Annotated in this window: 23 protein-coding genes; 7 read left to right on the top strand and 16 right to left on the bottom strand. The window is 67.2% G+C overall.

All coding sequences use genetic code 11. The annotated features are described in order from the left end of the window. Window positions 1-32: 32 nt before the first annotated feature. From AC3FMM_RS21785 to AC3FMM_RS21795, 3 genes are all read right to left on the bottom strand, one after another. Window positions 33-1,340 (bottom strand): MFS transporter, encoded by a 1,308-nt coding sequence (locus AC3FMM_RS21785; RefSeq protein WP_488687505.1) that lies wholly within the window; start codon window positions 1,338-1,340, stop codon window positions 33-35. Between the two features lie 119 nt (window positions 1,341-1,459). Further along, window positions 1,460-2,392: a 3,5-dioxohexanoate:acetyl-CoA acetone transferase gene (kce, locus tag AC3FMM_RS21790; RefSeq protein ID WP_326347577.1), complete on the bottom strand. Its 933-nt coding sequence runs from the start codon at window positions 2,390-2,392 to the stop codon at window positions 1,460-1,462. Between the two features lie 70 nt (window positions 2,393-2,462). Next, a complete protein-coding gene (locus tag AC3FMM_RS21795; RefSeq protein WP_488687470.1) occupies window positions 2,463-3,245 on the bottom strand; it encodes an SDR family oxidoreductase in 783 nt (260 codons plus the stop codon). A 95-nt stretch (window positions 3,246-3,340) separates the two neighbouring features. Here AC3FMM_RS21795 and AC3FMM_RS21800 point away from each other — a divergent pair, with 95 nt between their 5' ends. Then, window positions 3,341-4,123, top strand: coding sequence for a GntR family transcriptional regulator (locus tag AC3FMM_RS21800; protein ID WP_488687472.1), 783 nt, complete (start codon window positions 3,341-3,343; stop codon window positions 4,121-4,123). A gap of 272 nt (window positions 4,124-4,395) precedes the next feature. Here the strand turns inward: AC3FMM_RS21800 and AC3FMM_RS21805 are convergent, their stop codons facing one another. The 10 genes from AC3FMM_RS21805 to AC3FMM_RS21850 form a co-directional block, all read right to left on the bottom strand. Continuing rightward, entirely contained in the window at window positions 4,396-4,998 is a 603-nt protein-coding gene (locus tag AC3FMM_RS21805) for a hypothetical protein (protein ID WP_326347574.1), read from the bottom strand. Between the two features lie 28 nt (window positions 4,999-5,026). After that, a complete protein-coding gene (locus tag AC3FMM_RS21810) occupies window positions 5,027-5,425 on the bottom strand; it encodes a DUF350 domain-containing protein (RefSeq protein WP_326347573.1) in 399 nt (132 codons plus the stop codon). Between the two features lie 59 nt (window positions 5,426-5,484). Beyond that, a complete protein-coding gene (locus tag AC3FMM_RS21815; protein WP_115707646.1) occupies window positions 5,485-6,207 on the bottom strand; it encodes a hypothetical protein in 723 nt (240 codons plus the stop codon). 3 nt (window positions 6,208-6,210) lie between these two features. Further along, a complete protein-coding gene (locus tag AC3FMM_RS21820) occupies window positions 6,211-7,386 on the bottom strand; it encodes a glutathionylspermidine synthase family protein (RefSeq protein ID WP_488687473.1) in 1,176 nt (391 codons plus the stop codon). After that, window positions 7,386-8,780: a saccharopine dehydrogenase NADP-binding domain-containing protein gene (locus AC3FMM_RS21825; protein WP_488687474.1), complete on the bottom strand. Its 1,395-nt coding sequence runs from the start codon at window positions 8,778-8,780 to the stop codon at window positions 7,386-7,388. Before AC3FMM_RS21825 ends, AC3FMM_RS21820 begins: the two co-directional genes overlap by 1 nt. 184 nt (window positions 8,781-8,964) lie before the next feature. Beyond that, window positions 8,965-9,915, bottom strand: coding sequence for a formimidoylglutamase (hutG, locus tag AC3FMM_RS21830; RefSeq protein WP_488687475.1), 951 nt, complete (start codon window positions 9,913-9,915; stop codon window positions 8,965-8,967). Beyond that, complete coding sequence (locus AC3FMM_RS21835; RefSeq protein WP_018006726.1) at window positions 9,912-10,673, bottom strand: amino acid ABC transporter ATP-binding protein; 762 nt, start codon at window positions 10,671-10,673, stop codon at window positions 9,912-9,914. Before AC3FMM_RS21835 ends, hutG begins: the two co-directional genes overlap by 4 nt. Continuing rightward, window positions 10,670-11,338: an amino acid ABC transporter permease gene (locus AC3FMM_RS21840; protein ID WP_115707656.1), complete on the bottom strand. Its 669-nt coding sequence runs from the start codon at window positions 11,336-11,338 to the stop codon at window positions 10,670-10,672. The genes AC3FMM_RS21835 and AC3FMM_RS21840 overlap by 4 nt, the downstream gene beginning before the upstream one ends. An 18-nt stretch (window positions 11,339-11,356) precedes the next feature. Then, window positions 11,357-12,112, bottom strand: coding sequence for a glutamine ABC transporter substrate-binding protein (locus AC3FMM_RS21845; RefSeq protein WP_115702899.1), 756 nt, complete (start codon window positions 12,110-12,112; stop codon window positions 11,357-11,359). Between the two features lie 82 nt (window positions 12,113-12,194). Continuing rightward, complete coding sequence (locus AC3FMM_RS21850; RefSeq protein WP_488687476.1) at window positions 12,195-12,989, bottom strand: IclR family transcriptional regulator; 795 nt, start codon at window positions 12,987-12,989, stop codon at window positions 12,195-12,197. A gap of 216 nt (window positions 12,990-13,205) precedes the next feature. On the opposite strand from AC3FMM_RS21850, the gene AC3FMM_RS21855 reads away from it, so the two are divergent. The 3 genes from AC3FMM_RS21855 to AC3FMM_RS21865 all read left to right on the top strand — a co-directional run bounded on the left by AC3FMM_RS21855 (window position 13,206) and on the right by AC3FMM_RS21865 (window position 14,241). After that, window positions 13,206-13,481, top strand: a complete 276-nt coding sequence (locus tag AC3FMM_RS21855; protein ID WP_115702903.1) for a type II toxin-antitoxin system Phd/YefM family antitoxin — start codon at window positions 13,206-13,208, stop codon at window positions 13,479-13,481. Then, entirely contained in the window at window positions 13,481-13,822 is a 342-nt protein-coding gene (locus tag AC3FMM_RS21860) for a type II toxin-antitoxin system RelE/ParE family toxin (protein WP_115702905.1), read from the top strand. Before AC3FMM_RS21855 ends, AC3FMM_RS21860 begins: the two co-directional genes overlap by 1 nt. A 95-nt stretch (window positions 13,823-13,917) precedes the next feature. Continuing rightward, window positions 13,918-14,241, top strand: coding sequence for a nucleotide pyrophosphohydrolase (locus AC3FMM_RS21865; RefSeq protein WP_115702907.1), 324 nt, complete (start codon window positions 13,918-13,920; stop codon window positions 14,239-14,241). 19 nt (window positions 14,242-14,260) lie between these two features. Here the strand turns inward: AC3FMM_RS21865 and AC3FMM_RS21870 are convergent, their stop codons facing one another. Next, window positions 14,261-14,782: a DUF2938 domain-containing protein gene (locus AC3FMM_RS21870; protein WP_115707664.1), complete on the bottom strand. Its 522-nt coding sequence runs from the start codon at window positions 14,780-14,782 to the stop codon at window positions 14,261-14,263. Further along, the gene (locus tag AC3FMM_RS21875; protein WP_488687477.1) at window positions 14,775-15,668 is read right to left on the bottom strand and encodes a class I SAM-dependent methyltransferase; all 894 of its coding nucleotides are present in this window, start codon (window positions 15,666-15,668) and stop codon (window positions 14,775-14,777) included. Before AC3FMM_RS21875 ends, AC3FMM_RS21870 begins: the two co-directional genes overlap by 8 nt. Window positions 15,669-15,733: 65 nt before the next feature. Between AC3FMM_RS21875 and AC3FMM_RS21880 the strand changes: the two genes are divergently transcribed. Continuing rightward, entirely contained in the window at window positions 15,734-16,177 is a 444-nt protein-coding gene (locus tag AC3FMM_RS21880; protein ID WP_473703144.1) for a helix-turn-helix domain-containing protein, read from the top strand. Between the two features lie 12 nt (window positions 16,178-16,189). Here the strand turns inward: AC3FMM_RS21880 and AC3FMM_RS21885 are convergent, their stop codons facing one another. Continuing rightward, on the bottom strand, window positions 16,190-17,989 hold the full coding sequence (locus AC3FMM_RS21885; protein ID WP_488687478.1) for a methyl-accepting chemotaxis protein: 1,800 nt from the start codon (window positions 17,987-17,989) through the stop codon (window positions 16,190-16,192). Between the two features lie 303 nt (window positions 17,990-18,292). Between AC3FMM_RS21885 and AC3FMM_RS21890 the strand changes: the two genes are divergently transcribed. Together AC3FMM_RS21890 and AC3FMM_RS21895 are read left to right on the top strand one after the other, a co-directional pair. Beyond that, on the top strand, window positions 18,293-19,498 hold the full coding sequence (locus tag AC3FMM_RS21890; RefSeq protein WP_488687479.1) for a DUF4382 domain-containing protein: 1,206 nt from the start codon (window positions 18,293-18,295) through the stop codon (window positions 19,496-19,498). 152 nt (window positions 19,499-19,650) lie between these two features. Then, a complete protein-coding gene (locus AC3FMM_RS21895; RefSeq protein ID WP_488687480.1) occupies window positions 19,651-20,586 on the top strand; it encodes a DUF72 domain-containing protein in 936 nt (311 codons plus the stop codon). Window positions 20,587-20,599 lie beyond the last annotated feature (13 nt).

Raw genomic sequence — 20,599 nt, forward strand, 5'->3', positions numbered from 1 at the left:
GAAGCGATTGAGCAGGCTTCGCGGTACGCCTCTCATCGCTCCTGCCCCTGCCGCAACGCAGGCGCCACCGCACACGCGACCAGCAGCAGCGCCGCCATGATGATCAGTCCGTTACGCGTGCTACCGGTCGCCTGTTCGATCAGCCCCATCACCGACGGCCCGATGAATCCCCCAATCAGCCCGCAGGTATTGATCAGCGCCAGCCCGCCCGCCAGCGCTACACCCTTGAGGCGCGACGACGGAAACAGGAACACGATCGACTGCACCACGAAGAGCATCAGCGCGGTCAGCGAGAAGCCCACTAGCGCCATCACCGGGCCGGCAAAGGCGGCGATCAGCAGGCCGCCAGCCATCACGGCCAGTCCCAGGCACAGAAGTCGGCGGCCGCGGCCCGGGGTGTTGGCGTGGCGGGGCAGCCAGGCGGCGCCGATGGCGGCAGCGATCCAAGGCAGAGAGTTGAGCAGGCCGATCTCCACGGGCGTCAGCTTGCCGTAGGTGCCGATGATGCCCGGCAGGAAGAAGATCACCGTATAGATCGAGATCTGGTGGCAGAAGTAGATGAAGATCGCCAGCCACACCTGCGGGTCGCGCATGGCGCCCAAAAACGAATGGCCGGCCTTGCCGGTGCTGGCATCGGCGGCTTCCGCGGCAAGGCGGCTGCGCACGGCCTGGGCTTGCGCAGGCGTCAGCCATGGCGCGCTGTCCGGTCCGTCGGGCAGCTTCTTCCAGACTACGGCGGCCAGGAACACGGCAGGCAGGCCTTCGAGCACGAACATCCATTGCCAGCCCTTGAAGCCCCAGATGCCGTCCATGGCCAGCAACGCGCCGCCCAGCGGGCCGCTGACGATGTTGGCGATGCAGACACCCAGCAGGAAGTAGCCCACCGCCCGCGCGCGGTCTTCGCGGCCGAACCAGTAGGTCAGGTAAAGCATCACGCCGGGGAAGAGTCCGGCCTCGGCCGCGCCCAGCAGCACGCGCATGATGTAGAAGGACGTCTCGCCCTGGACAAAGGCCATTGCCGCGGACAGCAGGCCCCACGTCACCATGATGCGCGTGATCCAGAAGCGGGCGCCGACCCGATGCATGATCAGGTTGCTCGGGATTTCCAGGAAGGCGTAGCTGAGGAAGAACAGGCCGGCGCCCAGGCCGTAGGCCGCGGCCGAGATGTTCAGGTCGACCGCGATGTGGGTCTTGGCCAGCGCGATATTGGTGCGGTCCAGGAAGCTGATCACGTACGACAGCACCAGCAAGGGCATGAGCTTGCGGAACAGTAGCGCGGTCAGCGGGCGGTCGGTCGGCGCGGCCAGCGGCGGTGCGCCCGAGGCGGGTACGGTCTGCATGTGCGTGGTCTCCATCGGCGGATACGGCGCCGCGCCCGTGGCGCGGGCTTGCCATTCGGCCTGGTTGATGTCTTCGGTGATCGATGCCTGCCCGGGCCGCGCCATGGCGGCTCGGCGGTTCAGAACGCGGTGCCTGCGGCGCCCTTGAGGTCGAGGATGTCGCGGGCTTCGTCGGGCGTGGCGACGTCGATGTTCAGCGCTTCCAGCACGGTGCGGATGCGCGTGACCTGCTCGGCGCTGGACGCGGCCAGCTGGCCCGGGCCGATCCACAGCGAGTCCTCCAGGCCGACGCGCACGTTGGCGCCCATCGCCGCGCCGATGGTGGCCAGCGGGATCTGGTTGCGGCCGGCGCCCAGGATCGACCAGCGGAACTGGTCGCCGAACAGGCGCTGCGCGGTGCGGTGCATGTGCATCAGGTCTTCCGGATCAGGGCCGATGCCGCCCAGGATGCCGAACACGGACTGAATGAACACCGGGCCCTTGACCAGCCCACGGTCAAGGAAGTGGCGCAGGTTGTAGAGATGGCTGATGTCATAGCACTCGAACTCGAAGCGCGTGCCGTTGGCATTGCCGATGCGCAGAATGTTCTCGATGTCCTGGTAGGTGTTCTTGAAGATCAGGTTGCGGCTGTTCTCCAGGTGCTCGCGCTCCCAGTCGTGACGGAGATCCTTGAAGCGCTCCAGCATCGGGAACAGGCCGAAGTTCATCGAACCCATGTTCAGCGAAGCCAGCTCCGGCTTGAAGGTGGTGGCCGGCAGCATGCGTTCGTCGACGGTCATGTGCGGGCTGCCGCCGGTGGTGATATTGATCACTGCATCGGTCTCGGCGCGGATCCTGGTAAGGAACGGCCGGAACAGCTCCGGATCCTGCGACGGGCGTCCGTCCTTGGGATCGCGGGCGTGCAGGTGCAGGATGGCGGCGCCGGCGCGTGCAGCGTCGATGGCGGCGGTGGCGATCTCGTCGGCAGTCACCGGCAAATGGGGCGACATGCTGGGCGTGTGGATCGCGCCGGTCGGGGCGCAGGTGATGATGGCTTTGGCTCGCTTGGCCATGGTGGTTCCTTGTCGATGTTGGTGGTCCGCATCGCGGATAGCCCGCGGTGCAAGAAATGCGGGAGGCGCGCTAGCTGAGCGCCTGGGTCAGGCCGTCGACGACCATCTCCTGCCCATGCACGCTGGCGGCCTGGTCGCTGCACAGAAAGCGCACCATGTCGGCGATATCGCGCATCGTCACCATGCGGCCCAGCGACGCTTGCGAGGTGTAGTCGCGCGTCACTTCCTCCAGCGGCTTGCCCAGCGACTCGGCCTTCGCGGCGATCACGGCGCGAATGCGCGGACCGTCGACCGCCCCGGGCAGCACCGTGTTGACGCGGATGCCGTCGGCGCCCAGTTCCAGCGCCAGCGACTTGGTAAAGCCCACCACCGCCCATTTCGAGGCGGAGTAGGCAGAACGGCCCGGCATGCCGAGATGCCCGGCGGCCGAAGACAGGTTGACGATCGAAGGCGAGCGGCCTTGCCGCAGGCGCGGCACCGCGGCGCGGGCGCACAGGAATTGGCCGGTAATGTTGACGGCCAGCGTGCGTTCCCAGTCGGCCAGCGACAGCGTTTCGACGCCGCCGGTCGGTCCGGCAACGCCGGCATTGTTGACCAGCACGTCAAGGCCGCCAAAAGCCTGGTCCACCGCCTGGAACAGCGCCTCGACGTCGCTTTCCTTCGACACATCGGCCCTGAGGGCCACCACGCCCGGCAATTCGGCGCACACGCGCTCCAGTCCGTCGCCGGCCACGTCGCAGACCGCGACGCGGGCGCCGGCTTCGGCCAGCGCCCGTGCAATCTCCAGCCCGATGCCGCTGGCACCCGCAGTGACCAGTACGCGCTTGCCGGCGAGCGATTCATCCTTCCACATGGTTTCAATCTCCTCAGGGCAGGCCGGTGCCTGCCTTCCGGACGAAGATTAAAACTGTGATCACAGATCAAATATAGAGAATAACCCTATGTGCTATGCTTCGCGGCATGAGCCTGAATGACCTTGTGACGCCTCTCGTCCGCCAGACCCTCAGCCGCGATGTCTACACGCAGCTGCGCGAGCTGCTGGTCAGCGGCCAGATGATGCCGGGCGAGCAGATTTCCCTGCGCAACATCGCTGCCGCACTGGGCGTCAGCGTCATGCCGGTGCGCGAAGCGGTGCACCGGCTGGTCGCCGAGCAGGCCCTCGAACTCACGCCCAACCGCGCGCTGCGCGTGCCACGCATGAGCGTCAGCCAGTTCGAGGAAATCACCAAGATCCGGATCGAACTCGAAGGGCTCGCCACCGCGACCGCGGCCGAACGCATCACCGGCGAGGAACTGAGGCAGGTGCAGACCCTGCACCGCCGCTTTGCCGAAGAGATGGCCAAGCGCAATCCAGACGGCGCCGATGTCATCGCCGCAAACCAGGCCTTTCACTTTGCCGTGTACACGGCGGCGCGCATGCCGATCCTGCTGCAGATGATCGAGTCACAGTGGCTGCGCATCGGGCCGATCCTGAACCATGACCTGCGCTCGGGGTCGCGACGGGTAGAGGAACGCGTCGCGGTCAAGCATCACGACAAGCTGGTCGAGGCGCTGCGCAAGCATGACGGTGCGGCGGCCTGCGCGGCGCTGCGTGGGGATATCGAGAGTGCGGCGGCTTATATTGTCTCGGCGGGGGTGCTGGTGAATGCGGATAAGGCCGAAGAGGCGGCCGTCGCACTGGTGCCATTAAAACGGGCCGCGAAGGCGGGGCGGGCGAGGGCGAAGCGCTGATCAGCGCTTTTGGTGAGCAGGCCCCTCCCCGTGAAGATGAACAGGCGTCCGGGCGGGCGTTGGACAATCTAAGGACGGCAAGCGATAGTCACAGCATGATCTTACGGGAGCGCCAGGCGCCACGGTCCGCTTGGCCATCCGGCACGCCTGAGCCACTGCCACCGCCGATCAGGCCGAATACGCCCATTCCAATTAGTGCGACAGCATCGCCCAGCAGCACAGGCACCGACCTGCCTCGCGGACGACCTCGTTCGGGGCGTCAGCCCGCGGGATCATGTGATATCCGTAACCAAATTGCTCGCATAGATAATTGAGTGCACAAGATCGACGCCGAATTGCTGGCAAATTCGCGTGGGCTCTTGCAAGTCTGGCGCAGACCGGCTTTGCGAGTAGAGGTGAATAACCTTTGCGTGGTTCGGATAGTAAGCGGAGTATGCGAGCACCTGGCCGAGCGCATGCTTCCAGTTCTCGAGTCTCTTGATCTCGATGATAGCTTTTGGAAGCAGCAAGTCTATGAATCCAACCGGCGTATGCACTTCAATGCGACCTTCAGGGTTTCGGATGGCAAGTATGTCCTGAACGGCGCATTCGACCATGTTGCCCTTTGGCAAATAATTGCAGTACCGCTTGGCAACCGCCGGTGTTGCAAAGTAATGGGCATGCTTGTGGCGCGCCCTACTTACCTGACTCAGCTCTTTGAAATGGCATATTAGTTGGTCTTCTATGCGGATCGCTTGATAGTCAGGCGACAGAAGATCGAATACGCCGTAGCCAACTAGGCCCCCACCGGCATGGAGCCACCGAGCAGGATGAATGGTAAGTAGTCCACTCCTGGCCTTCTTCTCGTGTACCGCATAGAGGTCGATGAATTCCATCGCGTCAGGAGAGGCGACCGAGTTGGCCTCAGGTAAGGCAAGCCGCATTCACCACCCCCACCGACAACGAAATCACCCCCATCACCGCCCCCACCCCGCGGTTATCACTTGAGATCGCCTCACTGACACCCCCCAGCGCCCGCGCCACCACCAGGTAAGCCACCACCTGCACCGCAAACGCCCCAAACGCCCACAGCAAGAACATCGCAAACGTAGCGTTGTGCTGAATGCTCGACGACAACGTCAGCGAGAACCCCAACACCGCCCCACCCAGCGACAATGCCGCCGCGATATTCCCCTCGCGGATCAGCGTGAATTCCCGATGCGGCGTGACGCGCGTATAGACCAGCAGGAACAGCCCCAGCATGGCAAAGCTGGTGACGATGTAGATCAGGTAGGCAAGCGCCGGGTGCATGGTATTGACCATTGGATGGACTCGTTGTCGGTTGTCTGGTTTGCGTGCGGGATGGCGTTCGGCAGGGGCATTCAGCCGCCGCCGGAGCGGCCGGAGCTGCCGAAGCGGCTGGTGAAGCCGCCGCGCGATACCACCGGTGCGCGCGATACGGCCGCGGAGCGCATGGTCAGGCCCATGGAGCGCCCGCCGCCGAGCGCGCTGCGGCGTACGGTGGCTTCTTCCACCATGGCTGCGCGCGGGGTGGCGTTGGTGAAGGATTGCGTGGGCGTGCCGTTGCGGTCGTAGACCTGCATCGGGCGCAGCGGGCCGGAGGACATGTCGCGCTGGGTCTGGGTGCCGTTGGGGTGGTAGACGGTGCCGCTGGCGGTGTAGTACGGGCCGTACCAGCGTGCGTAGTACGCGCTGCTGCTGTGCGTGGTGCCTGAGCCGGCGGCTTCGCTGGCGGGGGCGTTGAGGCTGGAGCTGTAGATGGTGCTGGGGTCGTCGATCGGCACGCTTTCGCAGTCGTTGGGCGTGTTCCAGTCGGCCTCGCAGTCTTCCAGCGTGGCGTAGCTGGCGCGGCGCACGGTGACGCCGGGGTCGTCGTCGGCGTCGTCGCCGCAGGAGCCGAGCACGGCCACGCCGGCGACCACGGCGCAGGCGCCGACGATCCACAGCGCGGGCGAGCCGCCCTGCTTTTTCTGTTCGGCCTGGTAGGCGGCGATGCGCGGCGACGGGCCGCCGGAGCCGCCCCGGCCGGGCATGTATGGGCTGCCGTACTTGGAGCGTTTGGTGCCCTTCTTCTTGTTGGCCATGGCTTACGCGTGGGTGAAGTAATGGGGGACGAAGAAGCTGGTGTTCTTGGCGATGGGCCCGGATTCTTCCCGCACGCACAGGCCGCTGGGCACGTCGTCGACGATCCAGACGCCCAGCGTGGTGTAGCGCCCGTCAAAGCGCCGCGCCGGTTCGTAGGCCTGGTAGATGAAACCTTCTTCGCCATATTCGCCGGGGTTGTGGACGCGCTCGCCCTCGGGGGTGAGCAGCGTCACGCTTTCGCCTTCGCGCGACAGGAAGGGCTTTTTCGCGTGCGGCTTGCCGGCGAAGTGGCCGGGGTCGAAGCTGGCTTCGATCAGGTTGGGATGTCCCGGGAACAGGTCCCACAGGATCGGCAGGATGGCCTTGTTGGACAGCACCGCCTTCCACGGCGGCTCGACCCAGCGCACGGGGCTGTGCGCGAGCTGGTCGCGGTAGTCGGAGGTGGCCATCCATTCCCACGGGTAGAGCTTGAACACGACTTCCATCGGCACGTTGTCGGCATCGTAGAAGTTGCCGCGGCCGTCGGTGCCGATCTGTTGCAGGTCGACCAGCTTGACCGGCCAGCCGGCCTGCAGCGCGGTGTCCATCAGGTACTCGGTATTGCAAACGTCTTCCTGGCTGTCGAACATGCAGGCAAGGTGCAGCAGGCTGGCGTTGCGGTAGTGGTTGCGCAGCCACCGCCAGCGCGCCACCAGGGCGTCGTGCAGGCTGTTGAACTGGTCGGCCTGCGGCTGCACGGCGTCTTTCCAGTACCACTGCGCGACGGCGGATTCGATCAGCGAGGTCGGGGTGTCGGCGTTGAACTCGTACAGCCTGGGCACGCCGTGCGGGTCCAGCGTCATGTCGAAGCGGCCGAACAGCGTGGGCTCGTCGCGGTCCCACGAGGTGCGGATCAGTTGCGCGAAGTCCGCGCCGATCGCCAGACGCGCGAACAGGTCGTGGTCGATCACATGCTGCACGGCTTCCAGGCAGCGCTGGTTCAGGTCGTAGGCGGCGGCATAGAGCGTTTCCACCTCCTGCTTGCTGAAGGCGTAGGCAGCGTCTTCGCGCCAGTAGAAGAAGGTGTTGTCATCGACTTCGCGCGGGACGTTGAACTCGTCCAGCGAATGGAAGTGGAAGCCCACCTTCTCGAGTTCGCGCGGCCAGTTGCGGCGCGGGGTTTGCGGAATGCGTTGCATCAGCAGGCAAGGTTCAGCAGGGAGGGATCGGGCTGGACCTTGGTGTCGTCCAGCAGGAAGTCGGTGAAGGCGAGCGAGTTGGCGCCGGGCCGGGGCAGCCAGCTGGTGAAGGCGATGCTGAGCGGGGCCCACCAGTGCGCGGCATCGGCCAGAACCGGGCCGAAGTCGAGCGCATCGGATTCCACCACGCCGCGCGACGGATGGGCCAGCATCCACTGCATGCCGGCGACCAGGCTCGATGCCACCTGCAGGCTGGTGGCGGTGTTGTACGGCGCCAGCGCACGCGCGCGCTGCACCGACAGGCGCGAGCCATGCCAGACTGCACCGTGCCGGCCGCTCATCAGCAGCACGCCGAGTTCGTCTTCGCCGCACTGGATCTCGTCGCGCAGGATGCGTTCGCCGCGCACGCGCGGGGCGGCGCGGTCGTCAAGCCATTGCATCGAGGCCTGCGTGGCGGCGGTGGGGCGATAGGCGTAGTAGACGGTGGGGCGATACAGCGGCTGGCCGGCGCGGGTGTCGGTCAGGTACTCGGCGATCGAGATCGATTCGTTGTGCGTGATCAGGCAGGCGTCGAACGGGCCGTGCACCGGCGACCACGAGCGCACGCGGGTGCGATGGCCCGGCCGGTCCAGCGCGATCGCCGCGCCGCTGCCGTAGCCGTGGCGGTAGCCAGCGGGCGGCATGCGGGGTTCATGGCTGCCCCAGCCGAGTTCGGCGTCCTGCAGGCATTCGGTGATAAAGCCTTCGGCGGACCAGGTGTTGGCGAACTCGCCGTCGCGCGGATAGCCAGGCGCCTGCTGGCTGTCGTATTCGGCGACCTGGATCACGCGCACGTCCAGCGCGCGCGCCAGCGCGGCCCAGCCGGCGCGATCCCGGGGTTCCGGCCGATCCATGCCCGCCTTGCCGGCCAATGCCATCAGCGCGGACTTGACCAGCACCGAGACCAGCCCGGGATTGGCGCCATGCGCGACCAGCGCGGTCGGCAGCGCTTCGCGGCCGCGGGCGAAGGCCAGCATCTCGTGGCGCAGCGCGTAGTTGCTCAGGTGCGAGGCCCGCGGATCGGCGGCGTAGTCCCAGGGTTCAATGCCAGCGTCGACATAGAACGCGCCGTGCGCCTGCGCCAGTGCGATCAGGTCGCGGCTGCAGACGGACGGGGCCAGGTTCAGCAGGAAGGCGCCGGGCCGCAGCAGCGGGGCCAGCATGGTTTCGTAGTTGGCCGCGGTGATGGTGGCCTGGATGGCTTGCAGCTTGTGGCGGGCGACCAGTTCCTGGCGCGCGCGGTCCAGCACGCGGTCGACCACGGTGATCGCTGCCCGCGGCCAGGCCCGCTCCAGCAGCGGCAGCACGGCCTGGCCGATGCAGCCAAAACCGACGATGACGATATGTTCGATCACGCAGACCCTTCCGCCCGAGCAACGGCAAGCGGCGGATCCCCGGGCGCGGCAACGGCCGCGCCGGCGCAGGACTGCCCTTGCCTGGCTTTATCAATTCTGATCAGAATCGCTAAATCTAGCGAAGGGCAATACTATCGCCGCGCGCGGCGGCTGCCAACTGGCGGAAGGGTCCCTGGCCCGCGCTTCAGCGCAGCAGGCGCCAGGCCAGCCGCGCCGCCACACGCGCGCCCAGGTGGTCGCGGTCGTACTGGGGGTTGTACTCCGCCAGGTCGGCCACGCGCAGCTTGCCGCTGCGGCGGACCAGCCGCGCCACTTCCTCGACCACCGGCAACGGCACGCCGTAGGCGGCGGGCGCCGACACGCCCGGCATCACTGCGCCCGGCAGGGCGTCGAGGTCGATGGTCAGGTACACGTGGTCCGCGGCATCGATGCGGGCGGACAACTCCGCCAGCCGTGCTGCCAGGTGGCGCTCCTGCATGTCGACGTCTTCGACGTAGCTGACGCCCAGCGCCTCGGCGCGACCGAACAGCGCCGGCGTGTTGCTGAGGCGGCTGACGCCCAGGCAGACATAGTCGAACGGCTGGCCGCGCCCGGCGCAGGCATGGGCGATCTGGTCGAACGGCGTGCCGGAGCTGGCGGGCCGGCTGGTGCGCAGGTCGAAGTGGGCGTCGATATTGATGATCAGCACGCGACCAGCATCGTCCCGCGCATCCAGGTGCGCGCGCAGGCCCTGCCACGTGCCCCACGCCACTTCATGGCCGCCGCCCAGCACCAGCGGAAAGCCGCCACGCGCCAGCACCGCCTGGACCGCGCCGGCCAGCGCCTGCTGGGCCGATTCCAGCTCGCCGTCGTCGCAGCTGACATTGCCGGCGTCGTACAGCGCCGGCAGCCCGTGCGCCGGCACGTTGGCCAGCGCCTGGCGGATGGCGTCGGGGCCGTGGGCGGCGCCGGGGCGGCCCTGGTTGCGCAGCACGCCGGCATCGCAGCGAAAGCCGAGCAATACCGGCGCGTGGTCCAGCGGCGCGGTGACCGCGGGGTCCAGCGCCTGCACGATGCGGAACAGCCGCGTGGTGTCGCCCTGCTCGCCGTGGTCGACACGGCCCTGCCAGGGGTTTTGCGTCACTGCCATCCTCATGCCCGCGTCAGCACCGCCTGCAGGAAGCCGCGCGTGCGTTCCTGCGTCGGCGCGGAGAAGATCACCGACGGCGGCCCCGCCTCGATGATGCCGCCGCCGTCCATGACCACGACGACGTCGGCCACTTCGCGGGCAAAGCCCATTTCATGGGTGACCACGACCATGGTCATGCCTTCGGCGGCCAGCACCTTCATCACCTGCAGCACTTCGCCCACCAGCTCGGGGTCCAGCGCGGAGGTCGGCTCGTCGAACAGCATCACGCGCGGCTCCATCGCCAGCGCGCGGGCGATGGCCACGCGCTGCTTCTGGCCGCCGGACAGGCTGGCCGGCATGGCGTGGGCCTTGTGCGCCAGGCCGACTTTCTCCAGCAGGCTCATTGCCTTGCGCTCGGCGTCGTCGCGCGAGACGCCACGCAGCATGCGCGGCCCCACCGTGACGTTGTGCAGCACCGACAGGTGCGGGAACAGGTTGAACGACTGGAACACCATGCCCACTTCGGTGCGCAGCTGGTTCAGCCCCTGCTCGTCGATCAGCTGGCCGTCGGTCACCAGGCGCTTGCCAACGATGTCGATGGTGCCGGCCTCGGGCTGCTCCAGCCCGTTGCAACAGCGCAGGAAGGTGCTCTTGCCGGAGCCGCTGGGGCCGATCACCACCACCACCTGCGACGGTTCCACGTCGAAATCGATGCCGCGCAGCACGGTGTGGCTGCCGAACGATTTGCCCAGGTTGCGGATCCGGATGATTGCGGAATCGCTCATTGCACCATGCCTCCCATGCGCAGCCGTTGTTCGGCGCGGCGCAGGATCAGCCCGGCCGCGCTCGTCAGGATCAGATACACCAGCGCGATCGCCAGGTAGACTTCCAGCGACCGGTACGACACGCTGATGATCTTCTGGCCCTCGTGCATCAGGTCGGCGATGGTCAGCAGCGACACCAGCGCCGAGTTCTTGATCAGCGCGATGAACTCGTTGCCCAGCGGCGGGATCATGCGCACGATGGCCTGCGGCAGGATGATTGCGCGCATGGCCTGGCCGGACGACATGCCGATCGAGCGCGCGGCTTCCATCTGGCCCTTGTCGACGGACTGGATCGCGCCGCGCACGATCTCCGAGACATAGGCGCCGGAATAGATGCCCAGCCCGATCACGCCGCACACAAAGGCCGGCAGCAGGATGTTGAACTGCGGCAGCCCGAAGAACAGCAGGAACAGCTGCACCAGCAGCGGCGTGCCGCGGATAAAGGTCACATAGGCGGTACAGATGCTGTAGATGACGCGGCGCCTGGGGTCCAGCCGGCCGATGCCGACCAGCAGGCCCATCACGCAGCCCAGCACCAGCGCGCAGGCCGTGACCTGCACGGTGATGACGGCGCCGTGCAGGATGTCAGACCACCCGGCGAAGACGGGAGAAAAATCCAGTTCCATGGTGTCGGTCCGCGTGGCTTACTTGGCGGCCGCGCCGAACCACTTCTGGGTCAGCTTGGCGTAGGTGCCATCGGCCTTGAGCTTGGCCAGCGCGGCATTCAGCGCGCGCGTCAGCTCGGGCGTGTCCTTGCGCACGGCCATGCCGTATTCCTCGGTGGTCAGCTGCTGTTCCACCACGCGCAGGCCGCCGCGGGTCTTCACGTACTGCATCGCGGCCGGCTTGCCGGTCACGGCGGCATCGGCGCGGCCGATCTCGACCAGGTTGAACATTTCCTGGTTCTTCTCGACTTCCACGCGCTGCACCTGCGGATAGGTGTCGCGCAGGAAGCTGACCGACTTGGTCCCCACCTGCACGCTGACCTTCTTGCCGTTCAGGTCTTCCGGCTTGTTGATGGTGGCGTTGCCGCTCTTGACCAGCGCCACCAGGCCGCCGGTGTAGTACGGCTCGGTAAAGTCCACTACCTTGCGGCGCTCCGGGGTGATGTAGATGCCGGATACGGCCATGTCGAAGCGGCGCGAGACCAGGCCCGGGATCAGGCCCTTGAAGTCGATGTTGGTCCATTCCACCTGCTTGCCCATGGTCTTGGCCATGGCCTCGACCAGCTCGACGTCGAAGCCGGTGCGCTTGCCGTTCTCGATGAATTCCATCGGCGGGAAGGTGGCGTCGGTGGCCACGCGCAGCACGTTGCTGTCCTGCGCGTGCGCGGCGGCGCCGAAGGTCAGTCCGGCCACGGCCGAGAGGCCGGCGATCAGGCATTTGCGACGAAGGTTCATGGGGGTCTCCTTTTTTCCGGGAACGGGAAATCTGCCGTCGCGCGGGTCTGCGGACGGTGCGGTAAAGATTGCTCTGGTGTTTTCAGTAAGACTGCAGCCGCGCGGAAATCCGCATGGCTGCCGCCACGGTCATGTCGATCAGCGCGCTTTCGCGCCCTTGCCGGCGTGTGGCCGGCACCATCAGCGTGATCGAGCCCAGCGCGTCGGCCTTGGCCCGCCGCGAGAACAGCGGCGCGCTCACGCCCCACACGCCGGGGTCCACTTCGCCCTCGCTGACGGCATAGCCGGTGGCGCGGATCGCAGCGAGTTCCGCCAGCAGTTTTTCCGCTTCGGCCGGCTCGCACTGGGCCCGGACCACGCGTTCGCGCGCGTCGTCGCGCATGAAGGCCAGCAGCGATTTGGCCGACGCGCCCGCGCGCAGCGGCACGCCGCGGCCCTTCTCGAACGAACAGCGCAGCGACTGGCGGCTCTCCACCATTTCCAGGCACACCGCGTGGTCCTTGACCGCGACCACCAGGCCGACGCTTTCATCCGACTGCTGCGCCAGCAGTCGCATATCGGGCACCGCTTCGCGGGCCAGGTGCGAGGCCATGTCGAAACCGAGCGCGAGCTGCAGGCTGATCGGGCCCGGCGCGTATTCGCCGTCGGATTCGAGCACGAAGCCCCAGCGCTTGAGCAGCATCAACTGGCGATAGAGCGTGCTCTTGGGCAGTCCCGTCCGGGCCACCAGGTCGCGCACCGTGATCGGGGCGCCGTGTTGCGCCAGCGCGGCCAGCACGAACAGCACGCGGTCGGCACCGCCGGCCGGCTGTGCGGCATCTGCGCTTGTGGGAGCGGCGGTCTGCCGCGGCGTGGTGGGGTCGACTGCATTCAACATGGGGCCCAAGAATAGGACCGGATTCCCGGAAATCAAAACCGCCAGTCCCGAAAAATGGGAATGCTTGCCTAGGGATAACCCTTGGAGGGTGGCAATTTGCTGGGTGGGGTGCGCGCGGCGCCGCTTCGTGTTGGCAATAAATCGCCCGGCTGCCGTCGGTTGTTGCAGGACCGAATAAAGTCTATATTCGGTCCATTGCACAGTCAGGCTCACATCATGCGCTACTCTTCCCAGGTCAAGCCGATCAGCTACCTGAAGGCCAATGCCGCCGAGGTGCTCGAGCAGGTCAATGAGCGGCGCGAGCCGCTGGTGATCACCCAGAACGGCGAGGCCCGCGCGGTGCTGCAGGACGTTGCGTCGTTCGAGCAGACGCAGGAAACGCTGGCCCTGCTGAAGATCCTGGCGCTGGGCAACCAGGAAATCGCCGCCGGCAAGCTCAAGCCTGTCAAGGACGTGGTCGCGCGCCTGCGCAGCAAGCGGGCCGCCGACTGATGCCGGCGGGCGGCAAGCGCCATGAGGTCCTGCTTACCGCCGGGGCCGAACAGGATCTGGAGTCCATCTACGACTACATTGCGGAATTCGACTGTGTCGAGAATGCGGACTACGTGCTGGATCGGTTGCTGGAAGCCGTGGACCAGATTTCGCGCTTCCCCGAGAAGGGCAGCTACCCGGCCGAGCTGATCGCGCTGGGTATCCGGGAATATCGCCAGACCGCATTCAAGCCGTATCGCGTGATCTACCGCCTGGTGGACGACAGCGTGATCATCTATGTCATCGCGGATGGCCGGCGCGACCTGCAGGCATTGCTGGCGCGCCGGCTGCTCGGCGCTTGAGCCGCCGCAGCCATCCGTTCACTGCCCGAGGGCAACTCACCCATTGCACACGCCGATGCCGGCGTGCTGCCACACGAAGCATTCGCCACACCACCATGCCCCTGATCGATATCAAGAACCTGCAGCAAGCCGCCTACGACTTCGGCGAAGCCCGTCACTGGGGCAAGTACCACAGCCCCAAGAACCTCGCGATGGCACTGAGCGTCGAGGTCTCCGAACTGGTCGAGATCTTCCAGTGGCAGACCGAGGACGAATCGCGCGCCATCATGTCCACGTCCAAGCGCGAGCATGTGGAGCAGGAGCTTGCGGATATCACCATCTATCTGACCCAGCTGGTGACGGCGCTCGGCGTGGATTTGGACGCCGCGGTGCGGGCGAAGATGGAAATCAATGCGAGGAAGTATCCGGTGCCGGAGTGATTCGCACAGGCTGATGCGCTTACGCCAATGACCAATTGGGACCGGCGATCAGCTGTGCCACCCAACCAGCCGCATACATCCCCACCCCAAAAACCGCATGCGTCACCAGGCTATGCACCCGCGCGACATTCGGCCGTGGCATGCGGCTGGCCGCGATGCCAGCGCCCATCGCGGGCTGCATCAGCAGGAAGGGCGCGGCGACGCTGGCGATGCCGACGATCAAGGCTGGTGCCAGCGTCGGCTTGCGCGCCCAGTCCAGCCCCCATAACGCCAGCAGTATCCCCGCGAACGCGATGCCGGTCAGGTAATGCGCGATCCAGCCGATGGCCTGCTCGCCGCGCACCGGTGGCGTCGCGGCGATGGGCTGATGATGGAAGCGTCCGCGTGGCAGCCAGGCGAGCCAGCGTCCCACCAGGCCATAGTTCAGCGCAGGCAAGCCGAGCAGCCATTTGCGCAGGATGGCCCAGGCATCCATGACCAGCGTGGCGCCGGTGCCGATGACCGTGGCATGGAGCAGCATGGCGGTGGTGTGGTCAGGCATGGTTGGTGTCCCGGCAATTGAGCGGAACAGCCGCGGTCGCGCGCGCCGTGATGGTCCAGCACGCCGCGGTGTAGCGCACGGAATCGCCTTGCACGTAGGGCTCGAACGCGGCGCGCACGGTTGTGGCGACGCGCTCGCGTGTGGTGGCGTCCGCGCCTTGCAGTGCCAGCCCGACCGGGCCGAGACGCGACAGGTAGCCGGCCAGCGCCGGCTCCGGCAGCGTGCAGGTCACGTCGGTCGGTCGGATCTCGATATCGCCCCAGCCGCTCCCTTGCAGGATCGTCGACACGCGCTCGCGCTCGCCGAAGGCAAACTGCCCCGGCGCGCCGGGCTGCCGTGGCGGCAGGTTCGCCAGCAGCGGGGCGGCGGCGCGCTCGGCGGTGGTCATGAAGGGGTTCTCGGCGGCGCTGCGCCAGGCGATGCAGTGCAGCGTGGCGTCCGACGTCGCGGCCCAGCGCAGGTTGGCGAACGCGCGCACCGGGTCGCTGAAGAACATCACGCCCAGGCGCGACACGATCATGTCGAAGCTTGCCGGGGCGAAGGCGTGCTCCTGCGCATCGGCGTGGATAAAGCTTGCGTTGATGCCCTCGCGTTGCGCGCGGGACCGCGCGGCGGCGAGCATCGGCGCGGAAATGTCGATGCCGGTGCAATGGCCTTTCTCACCCAGGCGCCGCGCCAGCGCCAGCGTGGTGCTGCCGGTGCCGCAGCCGACATCGAGGATGCGTTGCGCCGCGGCGTTGCCGGCGGCCTGGACCAGCTGCTCTTCCAGTGGCCGGAACATGTCATCCAGCAGGCCCTGGTGCTCCACCCACGCCTGGCCGGAGGCGCCGTTCCACAGTGCGGCCTGCTCGCCGCCGTTGCTGCTGGTTTGCCGTTGTTCACCCATGGTCGTATCCCCTCGCGTGGCTGGAAGCTACACTGTGCCAGTTCAAGTCGACTTGAGGTCAAGCGGTGACAAGCCTGGATATTGCGGAAGTGGCCCGGCAGGCCGGTGTGCCGGCATCGACGCTGCGCTACTACGAGGAAAAGGGCCTGATCGCATCGATCGGCCGGCGCGGGATGCGGCGCGTGTTCGATGCGGAGGTGCTGGAGCGGCTGGCGCTGATCGCGCTGGGGCGGGCGGCCGGCTTTTCGCTGGACGACATCGCGCGGATGTTCTCGCCGCAGGGCCAGCCGCGCATCGACCGGCAGATGCTGGCCGCCAGGGCGGACGAGCTGGATCGGACCATCCGCAAGCTGACGGCGATGCGCGACGGGCTGCGGCATGCGGCGGTCTGCCCGGCGCCCAGCCATATGGAGTGCCCGACCTTCCGCAGGATCGTGAAGGCCGCGGGCACCGGGGCGATCGGCGGGCGGCGCGAGCGGGCGCCCGTGCCGCCGGGCAAATCGCGATGACGACCGGGAATCTCAGCCCAGCCTGAACTGCCCCACCGCCCCCGCAAGGCTCCCGGCCTGCGTCTGCAGCGCCGCGGCCGCCGCGGTCGACTGTTCCACCAGCGCCGCGTTCTGCTGCACCATCTGGTCCAGCTGGCTCACCGCCATATTCACCTCTTGAATGCCACGCGTCTGTTCCATCGTCGCGTGAGTGATCTCGTTGATAATTCCGGTCACTTTCGAGACGTTGCTGACGATCTCGCCCATGGTGTCCCCGGCGCGGCGGACCTGCTCGGAGCCCGAGGCGACGCTGCCCACGGTGGTTTCGATCAGGGTCTTGATCTCGCGCGCGGCCTGGGCGCTGCGCTGGGCCAGCGCGCGCACCTCGCCGGCAACCACGGCGAAGCCCCGGCCCTGGTCGCCGGCGCGCGCGGCTTCGACGGCGGCGTTCAGCGCCAGGATGTTGGTCTGGAAGGCGATGCCCTCGATCACGCCGATGATGTCCGACACCTTGACCGACGCGGTCTCGATCTGCCCCATGGTGCTGATCACTTCGCCGATCACCACGCCGCCGTCGCCGGCCACGCGCGAGGCGGCGGCGACGGATTCGTTGGCGTGCTGCGCCGAACTGGCCGACTGGCCGACGGTGGCGGTGATCTCTTCCATCGACGCGGCGGTCTGCTGCAGGCTGGCGGCGGCGGATTCGGTGCGGCGCGACAGGTCCATGTTGCCGGCGGCGATTTCGTCGGACGCGGCCCGCACCGATTCGCTGGCGTCGCGGATCTGGCGCATGATGGTGCAGAGCTTGTCGGCGAAGGTGTTGAAGGCGCGCGCGATCTGCGCGACCTCGTCGTTGCCGTCGGCGGGCAGGCGCTGCGTCAGGTCGCCGTCGCCCGAGCCGATCGCATTCATGGCGTCGCGCACGGTGGACAGGCCGCGCAGCGACATCGTCGCCACACCCCACACCACCGCCGCGGCCACGCCGGCGATCAGCACCAGCGCGATCACCGACGCGATCAGCACGGAGCGCATGCCGGCGGTGGCCTCGGCCTGGTCCAGCGCGACGATGACCAGCCAGTCGGTGCCGGGGATGGCGCGCGCGCCGAGCAGCTTGGTGCTGCCGTGCACCTCGACTTGCAGCGGCGTCTTCGCACCGGCCAGCGTGGCGAGCTTGTCGGCGCTCAGCGCCGGCACGAGTTCCGTGACCGGCTTGAGCGTGAGCTTGTCGTCGGTGTGGGCGACGATGTCACCGTTCTGCGCCACCAGCATGCCGAAGCTGGCCGGCGACGGATGGATGGCCTTCACGTTGGCGATGACCGTATCCATCGCGACATCGCCGGAGACCACGGCCTGCACGGCGCCGTCGCGCACCACCGGCGCGGCGAACGCCACCACCAGCTTGCCCGTGCCGGCATCGACATAAGGCGGCGTGACCACGGGTTTGCCGGCCGCGGCGGCCTGCCGGTACCACGGGCGGCCGGTAGGGTCGTAGCCGGGCGGGATGCCTTGCGGGTTGGAGAACTTTGCGGTCTTGTCGGCGTAGCCGACGTAGACGTTGGTAAAGCCGCCGGCCTGCGCGATCTGCCTTAGCGCAGCATCGGGTTCGGGCTGCAGCACGGCGTCCTGCAGCGACGCGATCATCCGGCTGTGCGAGGCCACCCAGTCGGCGATGGCGCTGGCGTGGCCGCTCTGCACCGCGGCCAGGCTGCTGTCGATGGCGTCTTCGTTATGGCGATTGGCAACGAACTGGTTCAGTGCCGTGTTGATGGCGAGCGCGGCGACCACGATGGCGACGCACAGGGCCACGATCCGCGCGCGGATGGTAGTGAACATCAAGGGGAATCCTTCGTTAAGGAATCGTTGGGGGCGTTTGCAGGGAATCTGCAGGGTGGGATTTCCATCCCGCTGTATACGGAGCGCGCCGCGCCGACTTGAGCAATGTGATGCATGCGCTCGTGATTGCCGGAGTTGACGAAACAATGCAGCGCGAATCGTTGCGATCGCTCAAGGCCTGCTGATCAGTCATGCAGACAATGGAGCGAACTTTTTCACAACGTATTACAAAGATTTACACCGGTTATGCGAACCGCCACATATGCTGCGATCAACCCACAAACAATAAACGGAGAAATTGCCGTGTCATTCCTTGTCAAGAGTTCTGCCCCGTTGCGCCTGCTTACCGTGAGCAGCGTGCTTGCGCTGGCCGCCTGCGGCGGTGGCGGCGGCGGCGACGACGGCTCCGGTCGCGGCACGCTGCAGGTATCGATGACCGATGCGCCGGCCTGCGGTTTCAACAATGTCTTCGTCACCGTCAACAAGGTGCGCGTGCACAGCAGCGCCAGCGCCGAGGCCAGCGCCGGGGGCTGGGTCGATATCGACGTGGTGCCCGCGCGCAGGATCGACCTGCTGTCGCTGACCAACGGCGTGATGACGGTGCTGGGCCAGACCGCACTGCCGGCCGGCGATTACCAGCAGGTGCGCCTGGTGCTGGATGCCAACCGCGGCAGCGGTGCCTCGGCCCTGGCCAATTCGGTGGTGCCCGTCGGTGGCGCAGAGCAGCCGCTCGACACGCCCAGCGCGGTCCAGTCGGGCATCAAGATCAATCGTCCGTTCACGGTGGCGCGCGACACGCTGACCGACCTGGTGCTCGACTTCGACGCGTGCAAGTCGGTGGTGACGCGCGGCAATGGCACCTATGGCCTGAAGCCGGTGGTGACCGCGATCCCCATGACCGTCAGCGGCGAAGTCAACGGCGTGGTGGCCGCGGCCCCCGGTGCGCGGGTCTATGCCGAGCGCAATGGCGTGGTGGTGAAGTCGACCGTGGCGGATGCCAACGGCAGCTTCCGCCTGTCGCCGATCGAGCAAAGCAGCACGGCCGGTCCGGTCGACGTGGTGGTGGTGCCGGGTGCGGCCAACGCCAAGGCGGCGGGCATCGTGCGCGGCGTGCCGGTGGTGGTGGGTACGCCCACGGCGATCTCGACCGCCGCGGCGCCGATGACGCTGCCGGCATCGACCTATCGCCGCGTCTCGGGCGCGGTGGCGCCGGCCTCGGCCGAAGCCACGCTGCGCGCGCTGCAGCTGGTCAGCGGCGGTACCTTTGAAATCGCCGGGACCGCGGCGGCCAGCGATACCGGCGCCTACAGCCTGTTCGCGACCGAACCCGCGCTGCCGGTGGCCGCGCCGGTGATCGGCACCTACCAGGCCGCGCTGCCGATCCCGCTGTCGCCGGATGGCGCCGCGGCAGGCAAGTACAGCATCCAGGCCACCAGCGCCGCGGGTGCCGTGCAGACGCAGCCCGCGGACGTCAATATCGCGGACGTGCTGCTCAATTTCTCGTTCTGAACCCGGGGGATCGGGGAGCGGGGCCGGAAGGGGGCATTGCCCTCTTCCGGTTTTTTTATGGGCGATGGATTTGGCCGCATCGCCACCGCGGCGTTACCGCATCGCGCGGTTTCCCGCTAGACTGCCAGTCTCGCGTCTCGGGAGACCGCGCCATGCCAGCACGCACCGCGGCGAAGGCCGCATCCACGCCTGCCGCAACCTCTGCGGCCGCAACCAAAGCCGCGTCCAGATCCCCATCGACCGCGCCATCGCGCAAAGCCGCCGCGCCGGCCGGGCTGGTGCGCGTCGGCATCGGCGGCTGGAACTACGCGCCGTGGCGCGACAATTTCTATCCCGCCAAATTGCCGCAGGCGCGCGAACTGGCCTTTGCCAGCCGGCACCTCAGCGCGATCGAGATCAACAGCACCTATCACGGCACGCAGAAGCGCACCTCGTTTGCCAAGTGGCGCGACGAGACCCCGGATGACTTCGTCTTTGCGGTGAAGGCCTCGCGCTTTGCCACCAACCGCCGCGTGCTGGCGGAGTCCGGCGACTCGATCGCGCGCTTTATCGACAGCGGCATTGCCGAGCTGGGCCGCAAGCTGGGCCCGGTAGTGTGGCAGTTCGCGCCGACCAAGCAATTCGACGCGGAAGACTTCGAGGCCTTCCTGCAATTGCTGCCGGCCTCTGTCGAAGGCGTGACACTGCGCCACGTGCTGGAGGTGCGGCACGACAGTTTCAGGTCGCCGGACTATCTCAGGCTCGCGCGCAAGTACAAGGCCGCCACGGTCTTCACCGATGCGCCGAAATTCCCGTCGATGGCAGACCTGACCGCGGATTTTGTCTACGCGCGGCTGATGGAAAGCAGTGCGAAGCTCAAGGCCGGCTATGGACCGAAGGCGCTCGACCAATGGGCCGCACGCGCGCAGTCGTGGGCGCAAGGCGCGCAGCCGGATGACCTGCCGATGCTCGAGGACCGCAAGCCGGCGGCACGCCAGCGCGAGGTCTTTGTGTTCTTCATCAACGGTGCCAAGGAACGCGCGCCGGCCGCCGCGCAGGCGTTGCTGGAGCGGCTGGGCTGGACGCCGCCCACTGAAGCGGATGCCTGACCCAGGCTCGCTA

This window comes from Cupriavidus sp. 207A1 (assembly GCF_057798955.1).

What these genes read in the sequence shown, in the direction of transcription:
- AC3FMM_RS21810 (WP_326347573.1), bottom strand. Translation starts at nt 5,425, where the DNA reads ATGGTCAATACCATGCACCCGGCGCTTGCCTACCTGATCTACATCGTC.
- AC3FMM_RS21800 (WP_488687472.1), top strand. Translation starts at nt 3,341, where the DNA reads ATGCTTCGCGGCATGAGCCTGAATGACCTTGTGACGCCTCTCGTCCGC.
- AC3FMM_RS21795 (WP_488687470.1), bottom strand. Translation starts at nt 3,245, where the DNA reads ATGTGGAAGGATGAATCGCTCGCCGGCAAGCGCGTACTGGTCACTGCG.
- AC3FMM_RS21865 (WP_115702907.1), top strand. Translation starts at nt 13,918, where the DNA reads ATGCCCCTGATCGATATCAAGAACCTGCAGCAAGCCGCCTACGACTTC.
- AC3FMM_RS21870 (WP_115707664.1), bottom strand. Translation starts at nt 14,782, where the DNA reads ATGCCTGACCACACCACCGCCATGCTGCTCCATGCCACGGTCATCGGC.
- AC3FMM_RS21850 (WP_488687476.1), bottom strand. Translation starts at nt 12,989, where the DNA reads ATGTTGAATGCAGTCGACCCCACCACGCCGCGGCAGACCGCCGCTCCC.
- hutG (WP_488687475.1), bottom strand. Translation starts at nt 9,915, where the DNA reads ATGAGGATGGCAGTGACGCAAAACCCCTGGCAGGGCCGTGTCGACCAC.
- kce (WP_326347577.1), bottom strand. Translation starts at nt 2,392, where the DNA reads ATGGCCAAGCGAGCCAAAGCCATCATCACCTGCGCCCCGACCGGCGCG.
- AC3FMM_RS21885 (WP_488687478.1), bottom strand. Translation starts at nt 17,989, where the DNA reads ATGTTCACTACCATCCGCGCGCGGATCGTGGCCCTGTGCGTCGCCATC.
- AC3FMM_RS21785 (WP_488687505.1), bottom strand. Translation starts at nt 1,340, where the DNA reads ATGCAGACCGTACCCGCCTCGGGCGCACCGCCGCTGGCCGCGCCGACC.
- AC3FMM_RS21895 (WP_488687480.1), top strand. Translation starts at nt 19,651, where the DNA reads ATGCCAGCACGCACCGCGGCGAAGGCCGCATCCACGCCTGCCGCAACC.
- AC3FMM_RS21855 (WP_115702903.1), top strand. Translation starts at nt 13,206, where the DNA reads ATGCGCTACTCTTCCCAGGTCAAGCCGATCAGCTACCTGAAGGCCAAT.
- AC3FMM_RS21845 (WP_115702899.1), bottom strand. Translation starts at nt 12,112, where the DNA reads ATGAACCTTCGTCGCAAATGCCTGATCGCCGGCCTCTCGGCCGTGGCC.
- AC3FMM_RS21860 (WP_115702905.1), top strand. Translation starts at nt 13,481, where the DNA reads ATGCCGGCGGGCGGCAAGCGCCATGAGGTCCTGCTTACCGCCGGGGCC.
- AC3FMM_RS21820 (WP_488687473.1), bottom strand. Translation starts at nt 7,386, where the DNA reads ATGCAACGCATTCCGCAAACCCCGCGCCGCAACTGGCCGCGCGAACTC.
- AC3FMM_RS21815 (WP_115707646.1), bottom strand. Translation starts at nt 6,207, where the DNA reads ATGGCCAACAAGAAGAAGGGCACCAAACGCTCCAAGTACGGCAGCCCA.
- AC3FMM_RS21840 (WP_115707656.1), bottom strand. Translation starts at nt 11,338, where the DNA reads ATGGAACTGGATTTTTCTCCCGTCTTCGCCGGGTGGTCTGACATCCTG.
- AC3FMM_RS21835 (WP_018006726.1), bottom strand. Translation starts at nt 10,673, where the DNA reads ATGAGCGATTCCGCAATCATCCGGATCCGCAACCTGGGCAAATCGTTC.
- AC3FMM_RS21875 (WP_488687477.1), bottom strand. Translation starts at nt 15,668, where the DNA reads ATGGGTGAACAACGGCAAACCAGCAGCAACGGCGGCGAGCAGGCCGCA.
- AC3FMM_RS21805 (WP_326347574.1), bottom strand. Translation starts at nt 4,998, where the DNA reads ATGGAATTCATCGACCTCTATGCGGTACACGAGAAGAAGGCCAGGAGT.